General features: G+C 66.5%; 11 protein-coding genes. 6 read left to right on the top strand and 5 right to left on the bottom strand.

Annotated features, from left to right (window positions below; all coding sequences use genetic code 11):
• Positions 1–83 precede the first annotated feature (83 nt).
• Together CVN68_RS12620 and CVN68_RS12615 are read right to left on the bottom strand one after the other, a co-directional pair.
• Positions 84–1,082: a sugar phosphate isomerase/epimerase family protein gene (locus CVN68_RS12620; protein WP_100282520.1), complete on the bottom strand. Its 999-nt coding sequence runs from the start codon at positions 1,080–1,082 to the stop codon at positions 84–86.
• Positions 1,083–1,154: 72 nt separating this feature from the next.
• Entirely contained in the window at positions 1,155–1,898 is a 744-nt protein-coding gene (locus tag CVN68_RS12615; protein WP_233503330.1) for a DeoR/GlpR family DNA-binding transcription regulator, read from the bottom strand.
• 328 nt (positions 1,899–2,226) lie between these two features.
• Between CVN68_RS12615 and CVN68_RS12610 the strand changes: the two genes are divergently transcribed.
• From CVN68_RS12610 to CVN68_RS12600, 3 genes are read left to right on the top strand one after another with little or no spacing between them, the layout of a single operon-like run.
• Positions 2,227–3,084 carry a transketolase gene (locus CVN68_RS12610; protein ID WP_233503329.1) on the top strand — a complete coding sequence of 286 codons (858 nt, stop codon included), beginning with the start codon at positions 2,227–2,229 and terminating at the stop codon, positions 3,082–3,084.
• Positions 3,081–4,037, top strand: coding sequence for a transketolase family protein (locus CVN68_RS12605; RefSeq protein ID WP_100282518.1), 957 nt, complete (start codon positions 3,081–3,083; stop codon positions 4,035–4,037). Before CVN68_RS12610 ends, CVN68_RS12605 begins: the two co-directional genes overlap by 4 nt.
• Entirely contained in the window at positions 4,037–5,503 is a 1,467-nt protein-coding gene (locus CVN68_RS12600) for an FGGY family carbohydrate kinase (protein WP_158298874.1), read from the top strand. The genes CVN68_RS12605 and CVN68_RS12600 overlap by 1 nt, the downstream gene beginning before the upstream one ends.
• Before the next feature lie 3 nt (positions 5,504–5,506).
• On the opposite strand, the gene dld is transcribed toward CVN68_RS12600, so the two are convergent.
• A complete protein-coding gene (dld, locus tag CVN68_RS12595) occupies positions 5,507–7,222 on the bottom strand; it encodes a D-lactate dehydrogenase (RefSeq protein WP_100284381.1) in 1,716 nt (571 codons plus the stop codon).
• Positions 7,223–7,354: 132 nt separating this feature from the next.
• On the opposite strand from dld, the gene CVN68_RS12590 reads away from it, so the two are divergent.
• Positions 7,355–8,650, top strand: coding sequence for an MFS transporter (locus tag CVN68_RS12590; RefSeq protein ID WP_100282516.1), 1,296 nt, complete (start codon positions 7,355–7,357; stop codon positions 8,648–8,650).
• A 6-nt stretch (positions 8,651–8,656) separates the two neighbouring features.
• Here CVN68_RS12590 and CVN68_RS12585 read toward each other — a convergent pair whose 3' ends face one another.
• Together CVN68_RS12585 and CVN68_RS12580 are read right to left on the bottom strand one after the other, a co-directional pair.
• Complete coding sequence (locus CVN68_RS12585) at positions 8,657–9,727, bottom strand: sialidase family protein (protein ID WP_100282515.1); 1,071 nt, start codon at positions 9,725–9,727, stop codon at positions 8,657–8,659.
• Positions 9,728–9,834: 107 nt separating this feature from the next.
• Complete coding sequence (locus CVN68_RS12580) at positions 9,835–12,885, bottom strand: TonB-dependent receptor domain-containing protein (RefSeq protein WP_100282514.1); 3,051 nt, start codon at positions 12,883–12,885, stop codon at positions 9,835–9,837.
• Positions 12,886–13,212: 327 nt separating this feature from the next.
• On the opposite strand from CVN68_RS12580, the gene CVN68_RS12575 reads away from it, so the two are divergent.
• Positions 13,213–14,607: a glycoside hydrolase family 140 protein gene (locus tag CVN68_RS12575; protein ID WP_100282513.1), complete on the top strand. Its 1,395-nt coding sequence runs from the start codon at positions 13,213–13,215 to the stop codon at positions 14,605–14,607.
• The gene (locus tag CVN68_RS12570) at positions 14,604–17,735 is read left to right on the top strand and encodes an alpha-L-rhamnosidase (protein ID WP_100282512.1); all 3,132 of its coding nucleotides are present in this window, start codon (positions 14,604–14,606) and stop codon (positions 17,733–17,735) included. Before CVN68_RS12575 ends, CVN68_RS12570 begins: the two co-directional genes overlap by 4 nt.
• The last annotated feature ends 9 nt before the right edge of the window (positions 17,736–17,744 follow it).

Here is a 17,744-nt window from a genome sequence, read left to right as displayed (position 1 = left end):
CGCCCTTGATCCCCGAGGGCCTCCCAAATGGGCCCGCCTCCTCACGGAGGCGGGCCACTTTTTTGCCTGGTCGAGCTCGAGCCTCAGCGCGGGGACGAGGGCCCCGACTGGAACAAGGCGGCGCGCGCCAGATCGAGCGCGGCAACTGCGTCTTGCTTCGCCTGCGCGGCGCGCATCGCATCGAAGTCGAGACGGTCGAGCGCGCCCTCGATGTGCTTGAGAAAGCCGATCGCGCTTTTCGCGGCTCCGACGCAATCTTCTCTGAACGGAAACTGGTCGAGCTGCCACACGCCTTCCCACTTGTTCTTGCGCAACGTGTAGAAGAATTCGAACAGTTCGATGGGATGCACCGAGCCGGCGATCATGTCGTCATCCCAGCCGCGGAAATTGTCGTTGACGTCCATGCCGAACAGCCGGCCATGGTCGATCGCCAATTGGGCGGCATCGGCAGGAGATTCGCCGCCGTAGAGCGAATGACCGAAATCGAGCAGGATGCCGACATTGGGGAGGCCGATCTTCTCGATCCCCAGCAAGGTCCGCGCAACGCTGTCGAAGCTCATGTGATTGCGCGGCTCGCGCGGCTTATATTCGATGACGAACTTCAGGTCGGGATTGGCCTGGGCAAGCTCGCCTACGCCGTCCATGCTCATCCGCCAGAGATCGCCGTGATCGACCTGGAAGGGATAGTCCCAGCCGTCCTGGCCGGGCCAGAGCTTGACGTAATCCGCGCCGAAGCGGCGGACGACGTCGGCGGCTTCGGTGACCAGTTCGTTGGCGCGGCGGCGCACCCCGGCGTCGGGATTGGTGAAGGCGCCGCGCGCGAATTCGCGGGTGTAGATTTCGGGCGTAATGCCGATCACGTCGAGATTATTGCGCTTGAGCGCCGCTTCGACGGCAGCGAAATCGGTCTCGCCGCCCGGGAAGGGATAGTTGATGTCGACCACCGACAGATCGCCGACCTGCCCGGCGAGGTCGATCATCTCGATCAGCGAGCGCGGCGGGCCGTAGCCGTCGGTCGCATAGCGATCGACATAGGTCGCGAAATGCCAGATTCCCGCGCCGAACTTCTGCTGGCTCGCCATGCATTCTTCCTCTCGATTGAAGCGCTCAGTGCAGCCCGAGCGCGGAACTGGCTGGCCGGGCGTGCGCCCGGCTCATGATGCGATCACGACCTTCACCCCGGCATCCTCGAACGCGGCGCGATCCTCGTCACGGATTCCCTCGTCGGTCACCAGCACATGGACGAGTTCGATTCCGCCCAGCGAAGAGAAGGACCGGCGGCCGATCTTGCTGCTGTCGGCCACGAGGATGACTTCGCTGGCCGACGAGATCATCGCCCGCTTCACCGAGATGTCGGAAAGCGAAGGGAAGGTCAGTCCTGCCTCGATCGACACCGCCGCGGTTGCCAGAAACAGCTTTTGCGCAAACAGGCCGTGGAAATAGTCAGCCGAGCGTTCACCACTCAGCGACAGCGTCGGCGCCTTGAAATGGCCACCGGGCATATGGACCTCGAAGGTCTGGAGGCCGCCGAGCACCAGTGCGATGTTGAGCGCGTTGGTGATGATCGTCAGCCCCTCGCGATCGACGAGATGCGTGGCGACTTCGGTCACCGTCGATCCCGAATCGAGGATCACGGTCTCGCCGTCCGCCACCATTGCGGCGGCGGCGCGGCCGATCCGGCGTTTGGCGTCCATGTGGATCATGTGGTGCAGCGCCATTGCCTGCACTTGCTGCGTCACCGATTTGAGAAAGGCGCCGCCATGCTCGCGCACGATATGGCCTTCGGTTTCCAGCTTCTCGAGGTCCTGGCGAACCGTGACTTCCGACACGCCAAAGGCTTCAGCGAGGGTGCGGACTCGCGCGGTCCCTTCTTCCTGCAACCATTCGAGGATCTTCATGCGGCGTGCTTCGCCAAGCAGACCATGGGTCGTCGGCCGTGCCATCATTCGGTTCTCCAGCAGCCTCGCGACATGCGATGCCGAAGCTGGTCTAGCATGACAGCGCCGAGGGTCATCCCGGCATCGACGCCGATTTGTGGCATGCCTCTCACCCTCTTCCTGAGCAGCCGCGTCAGCGACCGCCGTTGGCCTTTGCTACCCGGCGAGCGGGCGGATAGTCAAATGGATGCTTGTTATTTTTGCGAGAAAGCGAAATAAACGAAAAAAATCGCAATAGCCCGTAAGGCGCGACCAATGCATTCGGGGTGCACCCCGACGTGAGGATATGGTGAGCAGAGAAACCGATACTTTTCTATCCGCGGAGCAGGCCGCGCATGTGAAGGAGCGCGCGAACTGGATCCGGCGGCAGGCCTTGCTCATGGCGCATCGCGCGGGACAGGGGCATCCGGGCGGCGACATGTCGGCGGCGGATATCCTCGCGACCTTGTATTTCGGCGTGATGCGCATCGATCCCGCCGTGCCCGATGCTCCGGGTCGCGACCGATTCGTGATGAGCAAGGGGCATTGCACCGGCGCTCTCTATTCGGCGCTGGCGCGGGCGGGCTTCTTCCCGGTGGAGGAGTTGAAGACGTATCTGCAGCCGGGCTCCCGGCTCAACGGCCATCCGAACCGCACCTATCTGCCTGGCGTGGAGACCAATACAGGGCCGCTGGGCCATGGTCTGCCGGTCGCAGTGGGCATCGCAGTGGCGGGGCAGATCGATGCGGCTGACTATCATGTCTTCGCGCTGACCGGCGACGGCGAGCTGCAGGAAGGCAGCATGTGGGAGGCCGCGATGTTCGCCGGGCACCGCCGGCTCGGCAATTTGACCGCGATCGTCGATCGCAACGGATTGCAGCAGGGCGCGACGACCGAGGACACCAATGCGCTGGAGCCGCTCGCCGATAAGTGGCGGGCGTTCGGATGGGAAGTCGCGGAGGTCGATGGTCACGATGTGGCGGCATTGCTTTCGGTACTTGCCATTCCGGCGGTTCGGCGGGCACGGCCGCTATGCGTGATCGCGCGCACCACGAAGGGGAGAGGCGTCAGCTTCATGGAGAATCAGGCGGGTTGGCACCATGGGACGCCGAGCGACGCGCAACTGGCGCAGGCGCTTGCCGAACTCGATGCGGAGCTACAGGCATGAGCGCGGCTGTACCGGCAACGGGCATGTTCGATTGCCGCAATGCCTATGTCGAGACGTTGGAAGCGCTGGCGGGCGAAGACTCGCGGATCGTCGCGGTGGTCAACGATTCGATCGGATCGAGCAAGCTCGGCAAGTTCCACGAGCGCTTTCCCGAGCGGCTGATCAACGTCGGCATCGCCGAGCAGAACATGGTCGGTGTTGGCGCGGGGCTGGCCAATGGCGGCAAGGTGCCCTTCGTCAGCGGCGCCGCCTGCTTCCTCACCGGGCGTGCGCTCGAGCAGATCAAGGCCGATTGCGCCTATAGTAACGCCAATGTGAAGCTATGCGGAATCTCGAGCGGAGTCGCCTATGGCGAACTCGGCGCGACTCACCACAGCATCGAGGACCTCGCCTGGCTGCGCGCGATGAAGGGGCTGACGATCATCGTGCCGTCGGACCCCTGGGAAACCGCCGAGGCGATCCGCTGGGCGGCCGCACATCAGGGGCCGGTGTTCATCCGGATCAGCCGCATGCCGGTGCCCGCGCTGCCGCGGCCGGCGGATGCGCGCTTCGAGATTGGCAAGGCCGAGCTACTGCGCGACGGCGGCGACGTCGCAGTCGTCACCTGCGGCACCCTCGTCCACCACGCGCTTGCCGCCGCCGACATCCTCGCTGCTGAGGGCATCGAGGCGCGGGTGCTCAACATGGCGACGATCGCCCCGTTCGACGTGGAGGCAGTGGTCGCCGCGGCAGGCACGGGCGGGATCGTTACCGCCGAGGAGCATGTCGTCCGCGGCGGGCTGGGCGGTGCGGTGGCGGAATGTGTCGTCGCCGAACGGCCGGTGCCGGTGCGCATCCTCGGCTTCCCCGGCTTCCTGCCAACCGGATCGGCCGAATGGCTGATGGAGCAGCACGGCCTCAGCGCCGCCGGCATCGCCCAGGCGGCGCGCGATCTGGTCGCCCGGCGCGGCTGATGACGCGCGCGGCGATCCTCGCGGTCGATCAGGGAACGACCAACACCAAGGCGCTGCTGATCGCCGCCGATACCGGCGAGGTGCTGGGTCGCGCGTCGCATCCGCTGGGCGTGACGATTCCCCGTCCCGGCTGGGCCGAGCAGTCGGGCGAGGCGATCTGGGGCAGCGTGGCAGGCGCGATCGCTGAAGTGCTGGCGACGACTTCCGGCGTCGAGGTCGCGACCATCGCCATCGCCAACCAGCGTGAGACGGTGCTGCTCTGGGATGCCGTGAGTGGTGAGCCGGTGGCGCCGGCGATCAGCTGGCAATGCCGCCGGACCTCCGAACGCTGCGCGGCGTTGCGCCTGCACGAGGCGGCGATCGTCGCGGCAACCGGGCTCGGCGTGGATCCGCTGGCGTCGAGCACCAAGCTCGCCTGGCTGCTCGACGAGACACCGGGCGCACGCGCGCGTGCCGAGGCGGGCGAGCTTCGCGCGGGAACGGTCGACAGCTGGCTCCTGTGGCGGCTGACCGGTGGCACGGCGCACGCCACCGATCCGAGCAATGCATCGCGGACCCAGCTGATGTCGCTCGACACGCTCGACTGGGACCCCGCGATGCTGGCGCTGTTCGGGATTCCCGCATCGGTGCTCGCCAAGATCCGGCCATCGGACTCGCGCTTTGGGGAGACGTGTGCGGCGGGTGTGCCTTCGGGACTGCCGATCCATACGATGATGGGCGATTCGCACGCCGCCTTGCTCGGCCACGGTTTCGCCGATGCGGGGCAGGCCAAGGTGACCTGCGGGACGGGATCGTCGCTGATGGGCGTGACTCCGGGACGCGTCCATTCTTCGCGCGGCCTTTGGAGCACGATCGCCTGGGTCAAGGGCGAGCGGGTCTTCCATGCGCTCGAAGGCAATGTCGCGGTCTCGGGCCACGCGGCTGCGTTCGCCGTGCGGCTGATGAACCTCAAGGACGAGATCGAGCTCGGGACTCTCGCCGCCTCGGTGGCGGGAAGCGACGGCGTGACCTTCGTCCCCGCGCTCGCCGGGCTCGGCGCGCCGCATTGGCGCGATGCCGCGCGCGGACTGTTGACCGGCATGTCGCTCGGCACACGCCCCGCACATGTCGCGCGCGCGGTGCTCGAAGGGATCGCGCTCCAGATTTCCGACATCGTCTTCGCGATGGACGCCGATCTCGGCACGCCGCCCGCGACTTTGTCGGTCGATGGCGGGGCAGCGGCTAACGATCTGCTCGTCCAGATCCTCGCCGACGCGATCGGGCGCCCCGTGCTGCGCCCGGGCCAGCTCGACCTCGGCGCCCGCGGCGTCGCCCGACTGGCGGCGGAGGCCGCCGGGCTCGTCAGCGACCGATGGCCTGACGGGGAGCGTGATCGTTTCGAGCCGATGATGCGCGGAGCAGATCGTGCCGCGATGCTGAGCCGGTGGCGCGCGGCGGTGGAAGCGGCGGCGCAGCCCGCCGGCTGAGGATCAGCGCGCCGCTTCGCGGCTGGTGTGGCCGATGCCGGGGTTGAACATGTTGCAGGGGTCGAGCGCCAGGTAATGCGCGCGCAGCGCCGGCTTGGCGGGGTAGAGGTGCCCGACATTGTGCTCGGCGGGATATTCGGCGCCGCGGCGGTCGAGCAGCGCCCACATCGCATGTTCGAGCGCGAGCGGGTCGGTGCCCTTGCGGACGATATAGTCCTGATGGAAGACGTGGCAGAGGAAGTGGCCGTAATAGAGCTTGTGCAGGATCGGCGCGGATAACGCCTCGGGCAGCCGCTCGAACCAGTCCTGGGTGTTGCGGGGCAAAGCGATGTCCAATGCGACGATGTCCTCGACCGCGTCGCCATGGATCTGCCGGTAGCGTATCGCGGCGCCAGCGGCGGCAAAGCGATGCAGAAAGGCGGCGTCGCCCTCGGCCTGCGTGCATTCGAACCAGTCGCCTGCGGCGGAGGGATAGCGCGCCGACAGCGCCGCCCGCACCTCCGCCACCCCGTCCTCGGCAATCCGCAGCACGAGATGATGCTCGTAGCAGTCGCGCCAGGCGCCCATCCGGGCGGGCAGATGATCGGGCATTCGATCGGCTAGCCATTGCAGCATCCGATCAGAAAGATGGCTGCCGAGGAAGGGCAAGCGCGCCGCCAGCGAATCCACTCGCGCCTTGATCGCATATAACAGCGGCAGGCGATCGGTGCCGAGATGGCGGATTGCGAGATAGGTGTCCTTGCCATAGCGCGCCGCGATGTCGAACGCCTCGCGGTGCATATATTCCGCCGCGATCGGCAGGTGCGCGAAGCTGCTGAGGATCGTCCGGCGCAGCTCCGCCAGTTCGGCCGGATCGCTGGTCCCGATGTAGAAGACGCGGGTCCGGGCTTCTTTCGGGAAGGTGTCGAGACGAACCGCGAATACCATCACCTTGCCGGCGCTTCCCGAGGCTTCGAACAGCCGCGACGGATCGGCGTTGAACCGCGCCGGAGTGTCGGCATCAATCGCACGGACATGCGCGCCGTAATGCGGATCCGATGCGGCGCGATCGGTCGTCGCGGTCACCTCGGATTCCGCGAAGGCGCCGCGTTCGAGCCGGTCCAGCATCATCACCGGATCGTTACCCAGCGCAATGCCGAGATGATTGACCAGCGAAAGCACGCCGTGTTCGTCGACCTGCGCATAGAGCGCCAGCTCGGTATAGGCCGGGCCGCGGCGGACCAGCGCGCCGCCCGAATTGTTGCACACCCCGCCCATCACCGACGCACCGATGCACGAGGATCCGATCACCGAATGCGGCTCGCGGCCGAGCGGCCTCAGCCGTGCCTCCAGTTCGTACAGCGTCGTGCCGGGCAGCGCGATCACCTGCGCGCCCTCGCGGATCAGGTGCAGTCCCTTGATTCGCAACGTATTGATGACGACCACCGGCCGATCATAGGCGCCGTGCGGCGTGGATCCGCCCGTCAGCCCGGTGTTCGCCGCCTGCGGGATCACGATCACCCCCGCGGCGATGCAGGCTTGCAGCACCCGCCATTGTTCGACCATCGTGCCCGGACGCACCACTGCCAACACCGGGCCGCTGCCGAAGCGAAAGCCGGTGCGATGGCGATGCGTCTCGCGGTCACTGGCAAGCACATGCCTCCGCCCGACGATCCCGCGCAACCTGTCCAGCAGCGCGGCGGTGTCGTCAGTTTTCGAGAGAGGAAAAGTAACGGGCATCGGTGCGGATTCCTGAGGCGACCATTGCATTTCGAACAGTCACCGAGCCGGATGGACTTTCGAATTTCTTCGATATATTCCTGATCGCAAATCCGCAGCCTCCCGGCAAGCGGGATCGGGAGAGCGACCACCATGACAGCGACGATCGCCGGACAGCCCGGGCAGGCTGGCGGCAGCAAGCCGGAAGATTGGAAGAACACCATCCTCGCGGGGCTGGCCAATTACATCGATTCGGGTTCGATCGTCGCCGGATCGGCGGCGCTGGCATTGTGGGTCGAAGCCTATCATCTCGACAATAATCTGGTCGGGCTGCTCGGCGCGTTCGGCCCGAATGCGATCGCGGCGGGGATCGGCGCGCTGATCGGCGGGCGGATGTGCGATCTATTCGGGCGCAAGAAGATCTACCAATACGACATGCTGTTCTACGCGTTCGGCATGCTCTGGCTGATCTTCGCGATGAACGCGTGGATGATCGTGCTCGGCTTCTTTCTCGTCGGGCTGGCGGTGGGCGCCGACATTCCCGCTTCGTGGTCGCTGATCCTTGAAATGGCGCCGGACCGCGAGCGCGGAAAGCATAGCGGCGTCGCGCAGGTGCTCTGGTATCTGGGACCCGTCGTCGTGCTGCTGATGTTCCTCGTGCTCTCGCCGCTCGGCCTGCTGGGTGCGCGCATCGTATTCGCGCATCTCGCCATCCTCGCGGTGGCGCTGACGTTCCTGCGATCGCGAATGCCCGAATCCGAACGCTGGCTGGAGGCGCAGGCCAGCGCCAAAGCCGGCGGACCGGCACCCGAGCGGGCACGGCTTCGCGACCTGTTCACCCGCCAGCACATCCGATCGATGGCGTTCCTCGCCGGCATGTACGTGTTCTGGAACCTGTGGGCGGGAACCAATGGCTTCTTCTTCCCCTATATCCTGCGCACCGTGGGCAATCAGAGCCAAGTCGCCTCGGTGGCGATTCAGGCGCTGAGCTTCCTGATCGGCATGCTGTCGATCTGGTTGATCTTCATGCGGTTCTCCGACCGGGTGAACCAGCGGATGATGTTCCTCGCCTCGGCAGTGATCCAGGTGGTGGGCATGGCGTTGCTCGCGATATTCCCGCTCACCTTGCCGGTCGCGCTGATCCACGTGTTCCTGATGGCGTTCGGCCAAGGCTTCGGCGCGCAATGCTTTTTCCAGCTGTGGAGCGGCGAGATGTTCCCGACCTTGCTGCGCAGCACCGCGCAGGGGGTGATGTTCGCAGTCGTCCGGGTGACCTTGGGCGTGTTCAGCTTCTTCGTGCCGATGCTGACCGCGACGGGGTTCACCACGCTCGCGTGGATCCTCACCGGCTTCCTCGTGATCAGCGGCCTGATCGGCTTCCTTGGCGCCCCGCGCAACGAAGGCAAATCGCTCGACGAACTCGACGAGGAACGCGTCGCGCCGGCGTGAGCGGCCTCAGCGCAATCGGCGCGGGTCGATCACCACGTGGCGGACGCGCTCGCGGTTATGGGTGTACGTGACGTGGACCAGCCCATCGCGGGTCTGGATCACGGCGGGGTAGGCATATCCGCTGGGGAGCGGCGCGGATTCGAGCGTCAGCACGTTGCGCCACGTCACGCCGTCGTCGGAGAGCCCGATATTGAGCGGCCAGCGCGGTCCCTTGCCCGGCTGATCGACGCGATGTCCGCTGTGATTGTAGACGATCAGCTGACGGCCGTCGCGGAGCGTCACTGCGTCAGTCCCTGAATTGGGATTGGGCAAGTCGATCGCGGCGAGCGGCGACCAGGTCACGCCATTGTCCCTCGACCAGGTCATCGCGAGCGCGCCCTGGCGGGTGCGCGCCACCGCTTCGAGCACGCCATCCTTGTGAAAGAGGATGCTCGGCTGGATCGCATCCAGATGCACTGGCGATTCCACCGGGGCGGTCCGCTTCCATGTCGCGCCCTTGTCGGTGCTTCGTTCGAAGTGGAGCTTCCAGATGTTTCCCGGCTGCTCGGTGCTCGAGGGCGACAGCCAGTCGCCATTGGCAAGCTGGACGGGCTTGTTCTTGATCGGGCCGAGAATGCCGTCGGGGAGGCGGCGGGGCGCACTCCAGGTCTTGCCCTCGTCAGTCGAATGGATCTCCATGCCCCACCAGGCCGCGGGGCTGGGGCCAACCTTGTAGAAGAGGTGGAGCGCACCGGCGGGATCCTGAAACAGGACGGGGTTCCATGTGGGGAGGCGTGGGCCGCTCGGCTGGACGCCGTTGGCGACCGAGGCGGGACGTTCCCACCCGTTGGGGCCGCGACGCGCGAACCAGATCTCGACATCGGGGTTGCGTTCGCCCGTGCCGCCGAACCACGCCGCGGCGAGTATGCCCGATTTGAGCTCGACGAGAGTCGAGGCGTGCGCCTGCGGATAGGGCGCCTGTGTGTAGATGAACTCGCGGAGCAGTTCCGGATTGGCGGGCGCTACTTGGGCGAAAGAAGGCGGTAGCACCGCCGTGCTCAGGACCGTTGCAGCGAGCAGGGCAAGGGTTCGAGTCATTACATACTCTCCGGTTGACGCGATTGTGGCGCAGAAACGGGCCGGTACAAAAAAAAGGGCGACGCCGCGGCGCCGCCCCAGATGGAGGCCAAAATGGCCGGGGAACATCAGAATTTGAGGCGGACGCCCGAATAATAGCGGCGGCCGATCGGGTCGTAGGTGCCCGCCGCGGTCTCGGTTCCGGTCACGCTGCCGGTGAGGCCGGTGATCACCGGCGCCGGCTGGGTATCGAGCAGATTGTTGACGCCGGCGAAGAACTCGAAGCCCTTGTCGACGGTGAACCGCATTTGCATGTCGGCATAGAAAGCCGAGTCGACGCGGAAATACTTCTTGTCGGGCAGCGCCCCGTCGGCGAGCAGGAAGCGCGCGCGATACTGATCGTCCAGATAGGACGCGCCGATATACTGGCCGTTAAAGTTGACTCCGAAGCTGTCGGTGTCGACGCCGACCGAGAAGCTGGCGCGATCCTTGGGCGTGTTGATCTCGCCGTCCGAACGATCGAACGCCGCGCCGGTCAGCGGGATGCCGCCCTGGCGGATCAGATGGGTCCAGCTCGCCGCGAAGCTCGCGGTCGCGCCGCCGAGCGGCAGGCGCCAGGACAAAGTGGTGTCGACGCCTTCGGTTGATGCCCCGCCACTGTTGATCAGCTGCGAATTGACCAGCTGGATGGAACCGGCGCTGTACGGGCCCGACGCGATGGTGCGGCGCGAAATCAGCGAGCAGAAGTCCGGGTCATTGTTGAGATAGCATTGCTGGAGGATGAAATCGCGGCTGGTGCGTGCGATCGCGTCGTCGAGCTTGATGTTGTAATAATCGACGGTGAGCGTGAGGTTGCGCAGCGCGTGGATCGAGATCGGGTTGATCACTGCGCCAAAGGTCCAGGTGCGCGCCGATTCCTCCTGGATGTTCGGGTTGCTGACGTTGAGCCCACCGACGCCCTGAAGATCCGACTGGCTGAGCGTGAACACGCCGTTGGCGGCGATGTTCGCGGCGACGCCGGCATCGGCGCGGCAGGTGGTGCTGGTCGTGCCGGTGCTCGTCGCGGTGACACCGGCGCAGGGATCGTTGACCGACGAGATGCTGATCGCCGGCGCGGCGAACAGTTCGCCGATATTGGGCGCGCGCACCGCGTGGGCATAGACGCCGCGGAAGCGGATGTCGGGGATCGGCGCCCATTCGACGCCGGCGTTCCAGGCGTAGAAGGTGCCAACCGTGGAGTAATCGGACATGCGCGCGGCGCCGCGCAGCGTCAGGCTGTGGATGAACGGGGTGTCGTGGATCAGCGGGACGACGAGCTCGCCGAACAGCTCCTTGACGTCGAAATGCCCCGAGGTGTTGGTCTGCTGGACATAGGCGTTGCGCGCCGCGATCGAGAGGGGATCGAAGACCTCGCTGCTCGATTCCTTGCGATATTCGGCGCCCAGCGCGACCTGCACCGCGCCGGCGGGCAGATCGAACAGCGATCCCGAAAGGTTGGCCGCCGCGACGTCGAGCGTCTGTACAGCGTTGCGCGTGGAATCGACACCCAACCAGGCGATCGACGCCGCGGACGCCTTGCCCGCGCCATAGACGTTCCACGGCACGCAGCCCTGCGCGCGGGCTTCGGCGCTTGCGCAGATCGCCTCGGCGGTGTTGCCGTTGCCATTGGCGTCATAGACATCCTGGATGACGTTCAGCGCCTGGACCGCGCGATCCTGGTTGATCAGCCCGGTCAGCCGGCTGTCGGCAGTGGTCTTGCCCCAATTATACGAGACGTCCCAATTCCATTTGTCGCCGAGCTTGCCTTCGGCGCCGACGACCATCCGCAAGGTGGTGCGATCGAAGATCGCGAAGCGCTGGCCGAATTCGGCGAGGCGGCGCGACACCGCGACATCACGGAAGCCATCGCCGTTGGTGTCGGTCGCGACATTGTAGAGCCCGGCCGGGACCAGCGGGTTGCGCACGATCTGTGATTGCGCCGCGTTGGCCGGATTGGTGACAACCTGCTCGATATTGTAGCGGCCATTGCCTTGGCGGAAGAGCCCCAGCGCGCCGGTAGGGACCAGCGGCGAAGGCTCGAGCAGGCCCTTCGACGTGGTGTTGGCATAGCTGCCCTCGGCGAAGAAATTGATTCCTTCGCTGACCTGGTAGTTCGCCCGCGCGGCGAAGTTGCGGCGCTCGATCGGCACCGAGATATTGTCGAACGGCGTCCGATCGAAGCCGTCGGTCGCGCTGCTGAACGGACGAACGGTGCCGGCCGAGTCGACGATGTAGTTGGCGGTGCCGGCGTTGAACGTGCTCGCGGGAACCACGGTCGAGAAGTTGCGCTGCGCCTTGAACAGGTTCTGCGCGGCGGTGAGGTTCGCGTCGGTCCGGTTGTTGCTGCGCTGGAGCGCGCCGATGCTGGTCTGGTCCGAGCGGCTGCGTGCGCGGCTGGCGGACGAGACGGCGCCCTGCTTCGACCAGCCGGCATAGGCGATGACATTGCCGCGCCCGTCGGCGAAGTTGCCGCCGGCGGTGAGATTCGCCGAATATTGGTTGTCGTCGCCCTGCTCGGAGATGCCCGTCTGGGCATTGAGCTGTACGCCTTCGAAATTCTTGCGATAGATGAAGTTGACCACACCGGCGACGGCGTCCGAGCCATATACCGCCGAGGCGCCGCCGGTCAGCACGTCGACGCGCTCGATGAACGAGCTCGGGATCATCGACAGGTCGACCTGCGCCGAACCGGGCACGCCGGCGACGACGCGGCGGCCGTCGATCAGCACCAGGGTACGGTTGGCGCCGAGGCCGCGCAGATTGACCGTCGACAGGCCGGCGCTGAGCGCGCCGTAGTTCGACGTGTTGCGCGACTGGCCGGGGACGCCGAACGAGGGATTGGACTGGAGGACTTCCTGGATGTCGAGGCGGCCGGTGCGTTCGATATCCTCGGCGGTCACCGCCTGAAGCGGCGAGGGCGAAGTGAGCGTCGGGCTCTTGATGCGGCTGCCGGTGACGACGATGTCGCCCGTGGTTTCGGTCGCTTCTTCGCTCTGGGCGCTCGGCGCGGCGCCGGCAGGGGCATCCTGCGCGCGGGCCGTGGAAGCCGCGAAGATCGCGGCGGCGCTGGCGCCGGTCAGCAACGCGCCGCGCATCAGCCGCTCGATGCGGTTACCCTTTGATGTTGCGATTGTTTTCATTTTCTCTCCACCCCTCGACTGTTTTGTTCTCACGAAACCAGGAGAGGTAGGTCATGGGCGGGCGCCATGCGCGGGGCATCCGGCAAAGGCATCCCCGCGTGAATTGCGCGCGTGTTCTCGCGTCGCGCCTTCAGCCCCATTTGTCTCTCTCCTGACGGCAAGGCCTAATGCGATTTTTATCGAAACTCAACCAATCTCTTTCGATTACCTTCGAATACAAACGAATCGGCCTTTCTAATTGACAGCTGTCGAAGCTGGCCGGTACCGAGTGAGGCGCGCTCCGGCGAAGATACGCCGGGCCGGGGAGCCGAAGGAGAGAGGTCACCGATGACGCTGTTGCTTGGGCTGCTCGCCGCGCTGACTGCCGCCGCCGATCCGGGGCCTACGCCGCCGCTCGCGGTATCCGCCAACGGCCATTATCTCGAGGCGAAGGGCGAGCCATTCTTCTGGATGGGCGACACCGGATGGCTGTTGCTCAGCCGGCTCGATCGCGACGAAACCGAACGCTATCTCGCGACGCGCGCACGGCAGGGCTTCAACGTGGTGCAGGTGATGATCCTGCACACGCCGCAAATGACCAGCCGCTACGACGCGCCCGCGCTGATCGACGGCGATCCCGGCCGGCCGCGGGTCACGCCCGGCGCCGATCCGCAGCGCCCGGGCGAATATGATTATTGGGACCATCTCGACTGGGTGCTTTCGCGCGCCGAGGCGCATGGCATCTACCTCGCAATGGTTCCGGCCTGGGGCACTTTGGCCAAGGACAAGCAGCTCAACGCGAGGACCGCGCCTGTCTATGGGCGCTTCCTCGCCGAGCGTTATCGCAACCGGCCGAACCTGATCTGGCTGAACGGCGGCGATACCGGGTCGGAGAACAACACCCTGGTGTGGGAGAGCCTCGGCTCGACGATCAAGCGAATCGACCCGGACCATCTGATGACCTTCCACCCGATCGGCCGCACCGATTCTTCCTGGCAGTTCCACGAGGCGCCGTGGCTCGATTTCAACATGGTGCAATCGGGGCACCGCTCTTATGCGCAGGACGGGCCGAGTGTGCGCAGCGAAGACAATTGGCGCTATATCGCCGAGGACTGGATCAAACTGCCGACCAAGCCGGTGATCGACGGCGAGCCCTCCTACGAGAACGTCCCCCACGGGCTGCACGAGCCCGGCGCGCCGCGCTGGGGCGCCGCGGATGCGCGCCGCTATGCATGGTGGGCAGTGCTCGCCGGCGCGTTCGGGCACACTTATGGCGAGAACAACGTCATGCAGATGTTCGTGCCGGGCAAGTACGAGGCGAGCTTCGAAGCCGATCAGCGCTGGGACAGGGCGATCGACGCGCCTGGTGCGAACCAGATGCGGCATCTGCGCGCCTTGTTCGAATCGCGGCCGATGCTCGAGCGCATGCCCGATCCGTCGCTGATCGCCGATAATGGCGTCCGCTACGAACGCGTGCTGGCGAGCCGCGGACCGGGCTATGCGATCGCGTACAGCTATACCGGGCGGCCCTTCACGATGCGGCTCGGCGCGATTTCGGGGCGGCAGGTGCAGGCGCGCTGGTATTCGCCGCGCGACGGGAGCCTCACGCCCGTCGGCAGCTTCGCCAATCGCGGCACGCGGCGCTTCGATCCACCAGGCGACACCCGGCCCGGCAACGACTGGGTGCTGCTGGTCGAGGATGCGGCCGCACGCTTCCCCGCTATTGCGGTGCGGGCACGGTGACCTTGCGCGTGCTCGATCTCCGCGCGGAAAACGTCGCAGGGCTGTTCGGCACCGAAGTGCCGCGCCCGCGGCTTTCGTGGCGGGTAGAGGGCAAGCGGCGGGGCCAGGTGCAGGCCGCGTATCGCATCCGCGCCGCGGAAAGCGCGCGCGCATTGAACGGCGACGCACTGCTGTGGGACAGCGATATGGTCGAGAGCGATGCGAGCCTCGACATTCTCTATGGCGGGCCGCCGCTCGCGGCGATGCAGCGGGTGTGGTGGTCGGTCGAGGTGCGCGGTGCCGACGGCGAGACGGCGCATTCGGAAGTGGCGTGGTTCGAGGCCGGGCTGCTCGCGCCGGAGGACTGGCAGGGCGACTGGATCGAGGCCGAAGACGAAGCGGCGGCGGCGGATCGCGCCGCTGGGCTGACGTGGATCTGGAGCGAGACCGCGCTCGATCCGCGGCTTCACGCCTTTCGTCTCGATTTCGACACGCCGGCGGATCTGGCGCACGCCGAGATCCTGCTCGCGGGCAAGGACCATCTGCGCGGCGTCTGGGTGAACGGCGAAGCCGCGCCGCTCGACCGGCATTTCGATTGGGATAGCTATCTCCCCTTCTGGGGCACGCTTGCGCCTTATGTCGGCGTGGTGCGGCCGGGGCGCAACAGCATCTGCGCGCTGGTCGAGGCCGACACGGCCGGCTTCTTTCCGGTCGACGGCGGGGCGTTCGCCGCGCTCGTCCGCCTGCATCGTGCGGAGGGATCGGTCGAGCGGATCGTCAGCGGCCCGGCGTGGCGGCTGATGCCCGACCCGCCGCGGGGCTGGACCGAGCCGGGGTTCGACGCTTCGGGCTGGCACGCGCCGGTCGCGAGCGGCGCCAATGTCCATAACGACCCACGCCCGGCCGAACCGGCGATGCTGCTGCGCACCAGCTTCACCGCGCGCGGGCCGGTGACGGCGGCGCGGCTCTATGCGACTGCGCTGGGTGCCTATGAAGCGCGGATCAACGGGCAGCGCGTTTCCGGCGCGGTGCTGGCGCCCGAGGTCAGCGTCGCGCGCGATCATGTGCTGTATCAGGTCTATGACGCGACTGCGCTGGCCCAGGCGGGCGAGAACGTGCTCGGCGCGATCGTCGCCGACGGCTATTATGCGAGTGCTTTCGGCTGGCGGATCGAGCGCTACGGCTTCGGTCCCGCACCGCGACGCTTTCGCGCCCAGCTTCGGCTCGACTATGCCGACGGCAGCAGCGAATGGATCGCGACCGGGCCCGAATGGCGGATCGCTACCTCGGAGATTCTGAGTTCGGAAATCTATGACGGCGAAGTCATGGACGCGCGGCTTGCGCGGTCCGGGTGGGACGCGGCGGGGTTCGATGATTCCGATTGGGCGCCGGCACAGATCGGGGACCGCCCCGAAACAAGGCTCGTCGCGCAGACGTCGCCGCTGATCGAACGCACCGGGCGTCGGCAGGCGGTCTCGGTCGGCGAGCCGGTGCCGGGGCGCTATGTCTTCGATTTCGGCCAGAACTTTTCCGGCTGGGCGCGCATCCGCGCGTCCGCACCCGCGGGGGTCACGATTACGGCGAGCTACGCGGAGTTGCTGAACCCGGACGGCACTGCGGATCTCGCCAACCTTCGCCTCGCGCGCGCGACCGACCGCTTCACTCTGGCCGGCACCGGGGAAGAGCGGTTCGAACCACGCTTCACCTATCACGGCTTCCGTTATGTCGAAATCGAGGGCTATCCGGGCGTGCCGACCGCGGACGATGTCGAGGGCGTGATCGTCCACAGCGCCTGCCGCGAGACCGGCACCATGACCTTTGCCGACGCGCCTTTGCTCCAGCGCATCTGGGAAAACGCATTATGGAGCCAGCGCTCGAACTTCTTCGCGGTGCCGACCGATTGTCCGCAGCGCGACGAACGGATGGGCTGGACCGGCGACATTCAGGTGTTCCTCGACGCGGCGGCGTTCAACATGGAAGTCGATCCGTTCATCCGGCGCTTCCTGCTCGAAGTGCGTGCGGCGCAGCGGCCCGATGGCGGCTATCCGATCGTGGCGCCCCAGCCGCTCTCTTTCCCGGACGTGGTGACCGCCGGGTGGAGCGAGGCGGGGATCATCCTGCCGTGGCAGCTGTGGCAGCGTTATGGCGACACCGCGGTGATCGACGAGAATTGGGATGCGATGCAGGGCTGGATGGCCTTTGTCGCGCGCGACAATCCGGAGCATATCTGGCGAAGCGGGCGCGGGCTCGATCTGGGCGATTGGCTTTCGGTCGACGCAGTCAAACCCGACGACGAGACCACGCCGCGCGCGCTGTGCGCGACGGCCTATTGGGCATGGTCTGCCGAATTGATGGCGCAGATGGCCGAGGCGACCGGCCGCGATGCCGATGCCCGGCGCTACCGGGCGTTGCGCGCGGCGATCGGCGCCGTGTTCGCTGCCGAGTTCGTTGCGGCGGACGGCGTTTGCGGCAATGGTAGCCAAACCAGCCAGATCCTGTCGCTGTTCATGCGGCTGGTGCCTGAGGAGCGCTGCGCCGCCGCCGCACAGGTGCTCGCCTCAGAGATCCGCGGGCGCGGCATGAAGCTGTCGACCGGCTTTCTCGGCACGCCCTATCTGCTCGACGTGCTCGCCGATGCCGGGCTGTGGGAAGAGGTGAGCGGGCTGCTCCTCCAGACCGGCTATCCGAGCTGGGGCTATATGCCCGAGCAGGGCGCGACGACGATGTGGGAGCGCTGGAACGGCGACACCGGCGACCTGTCGATGAACAGCTACAACCACTACGCGTTCGGCGCGGTGGTCGGGTTCTTCTATCGCCGCCTCGCCGGCATCGCCCCCGCGGCACCGGGATTCCGCAGAATCGCAGTGCGGCCGATATGGCTGCCGGCGGTGGGCCGGGTCGCGGCGCGGTTTGAATCCCCCATGGGCCTGATCGCCACCGCGACCGACGGCGACTCCGAGGGCTTGACCCGGCTCTCGCTCACGATCCCCGCGAACACCGTCGCCGAAGTCGAGTTGCCCGCGCGCGAATGGCGCGAGGCCGGCACCCCGATCGACCTGCACCCCGACATTCGCGCCTTCGCTCGTTCCGACGACCTCGTCCGTTTCGAGCTCGGTTCGGGCGACTATGATTTCTCGATTTTGCCTTGAGAGGACCGT

This window comes from Sphingomonas psychrotolerans, assembly GCF_002796605.1.
Lineage (GTDB): Bacteria > Pseudomonadota > Alphaproteobacteria > Sphingomonadales > Sphingomonadaceae > Sphingomonas > Sphingomonas psychrotolerans.
This window is presented reverse-complemented; position numbering and strand designations above follow the sequence as displayed.

What these genes read in the sequence shown, in the direction of transcription:
- CVN68_RS12620 (WP_100282520.1), bottom strand. Translation starts at nt 1,082, where the DNA reads ATGGCGAGCCAGCAGAAGTTCGGCGCGGGAATCTGGCATTTCGCGACC.
- CVN68_RS12615 (WP_233503330.1), bottom strand. Translation starts at nt 1,898, where the DNA reads ATGAAGATCCTCGAATGGTTGCAGGAAGAAGGGACCGCGCGAGTCCGC.
- CVN68_RS12605 (WP_100282518.1), top strand. Translation starts at nt 3,081, where the DNA reads ATGAGCGCGGCTGTACCGGCAACGGGCATGTTCGATTGCCGCAATGCC.
- CVN68_RS12600 (WP_158298874.1), top strand. Translation starts at nt 4,037, where the DNA reads ATGACGCGCGCGGCGATCCTCGCGGTCGATCAGGGAACGACCAACACC.
- dld (WP_100284381.1), bottom strand. Translation starts at nt 7,222, where the DNA reads ATGCCCGTTACTTTTCCTCTCTCGAAAACTGACGACACCGCCGCGCTG.
- CVN68_RS12590 (WP_100282516.1), top strand. Translation starts at nt 7,355, where the DNA reads ATGACAGCGACGATCGCCGGACAGCCCGGGCAGGCTGGCGGCAGCAAG.
- CVN68_RS12585 (WP_100282515.1), bottom strand. Translation starts at nt 9,727, where the DNA reads ATGACTCGAACCCTTGCCCTGCTCGCTGCAACGGTCCTGAGCACGGCG.
- CVN68_RS12580 (WP_100282514.1), bottom strand. Translation starts at nt 12,885, where the DNA reads ATGAAAACAATCGCAACATCAAAGGGTAACCGCATCGAGCGGCTGATG.
- CVN68_RS12575 (WP_100282513.1), top strand. Translation starts at nt 13,213, where the DNA reads ATGACGCTGTTGCTTGGGCTGCTCGCCGCGCTGACTGCCGCCGCCGAT.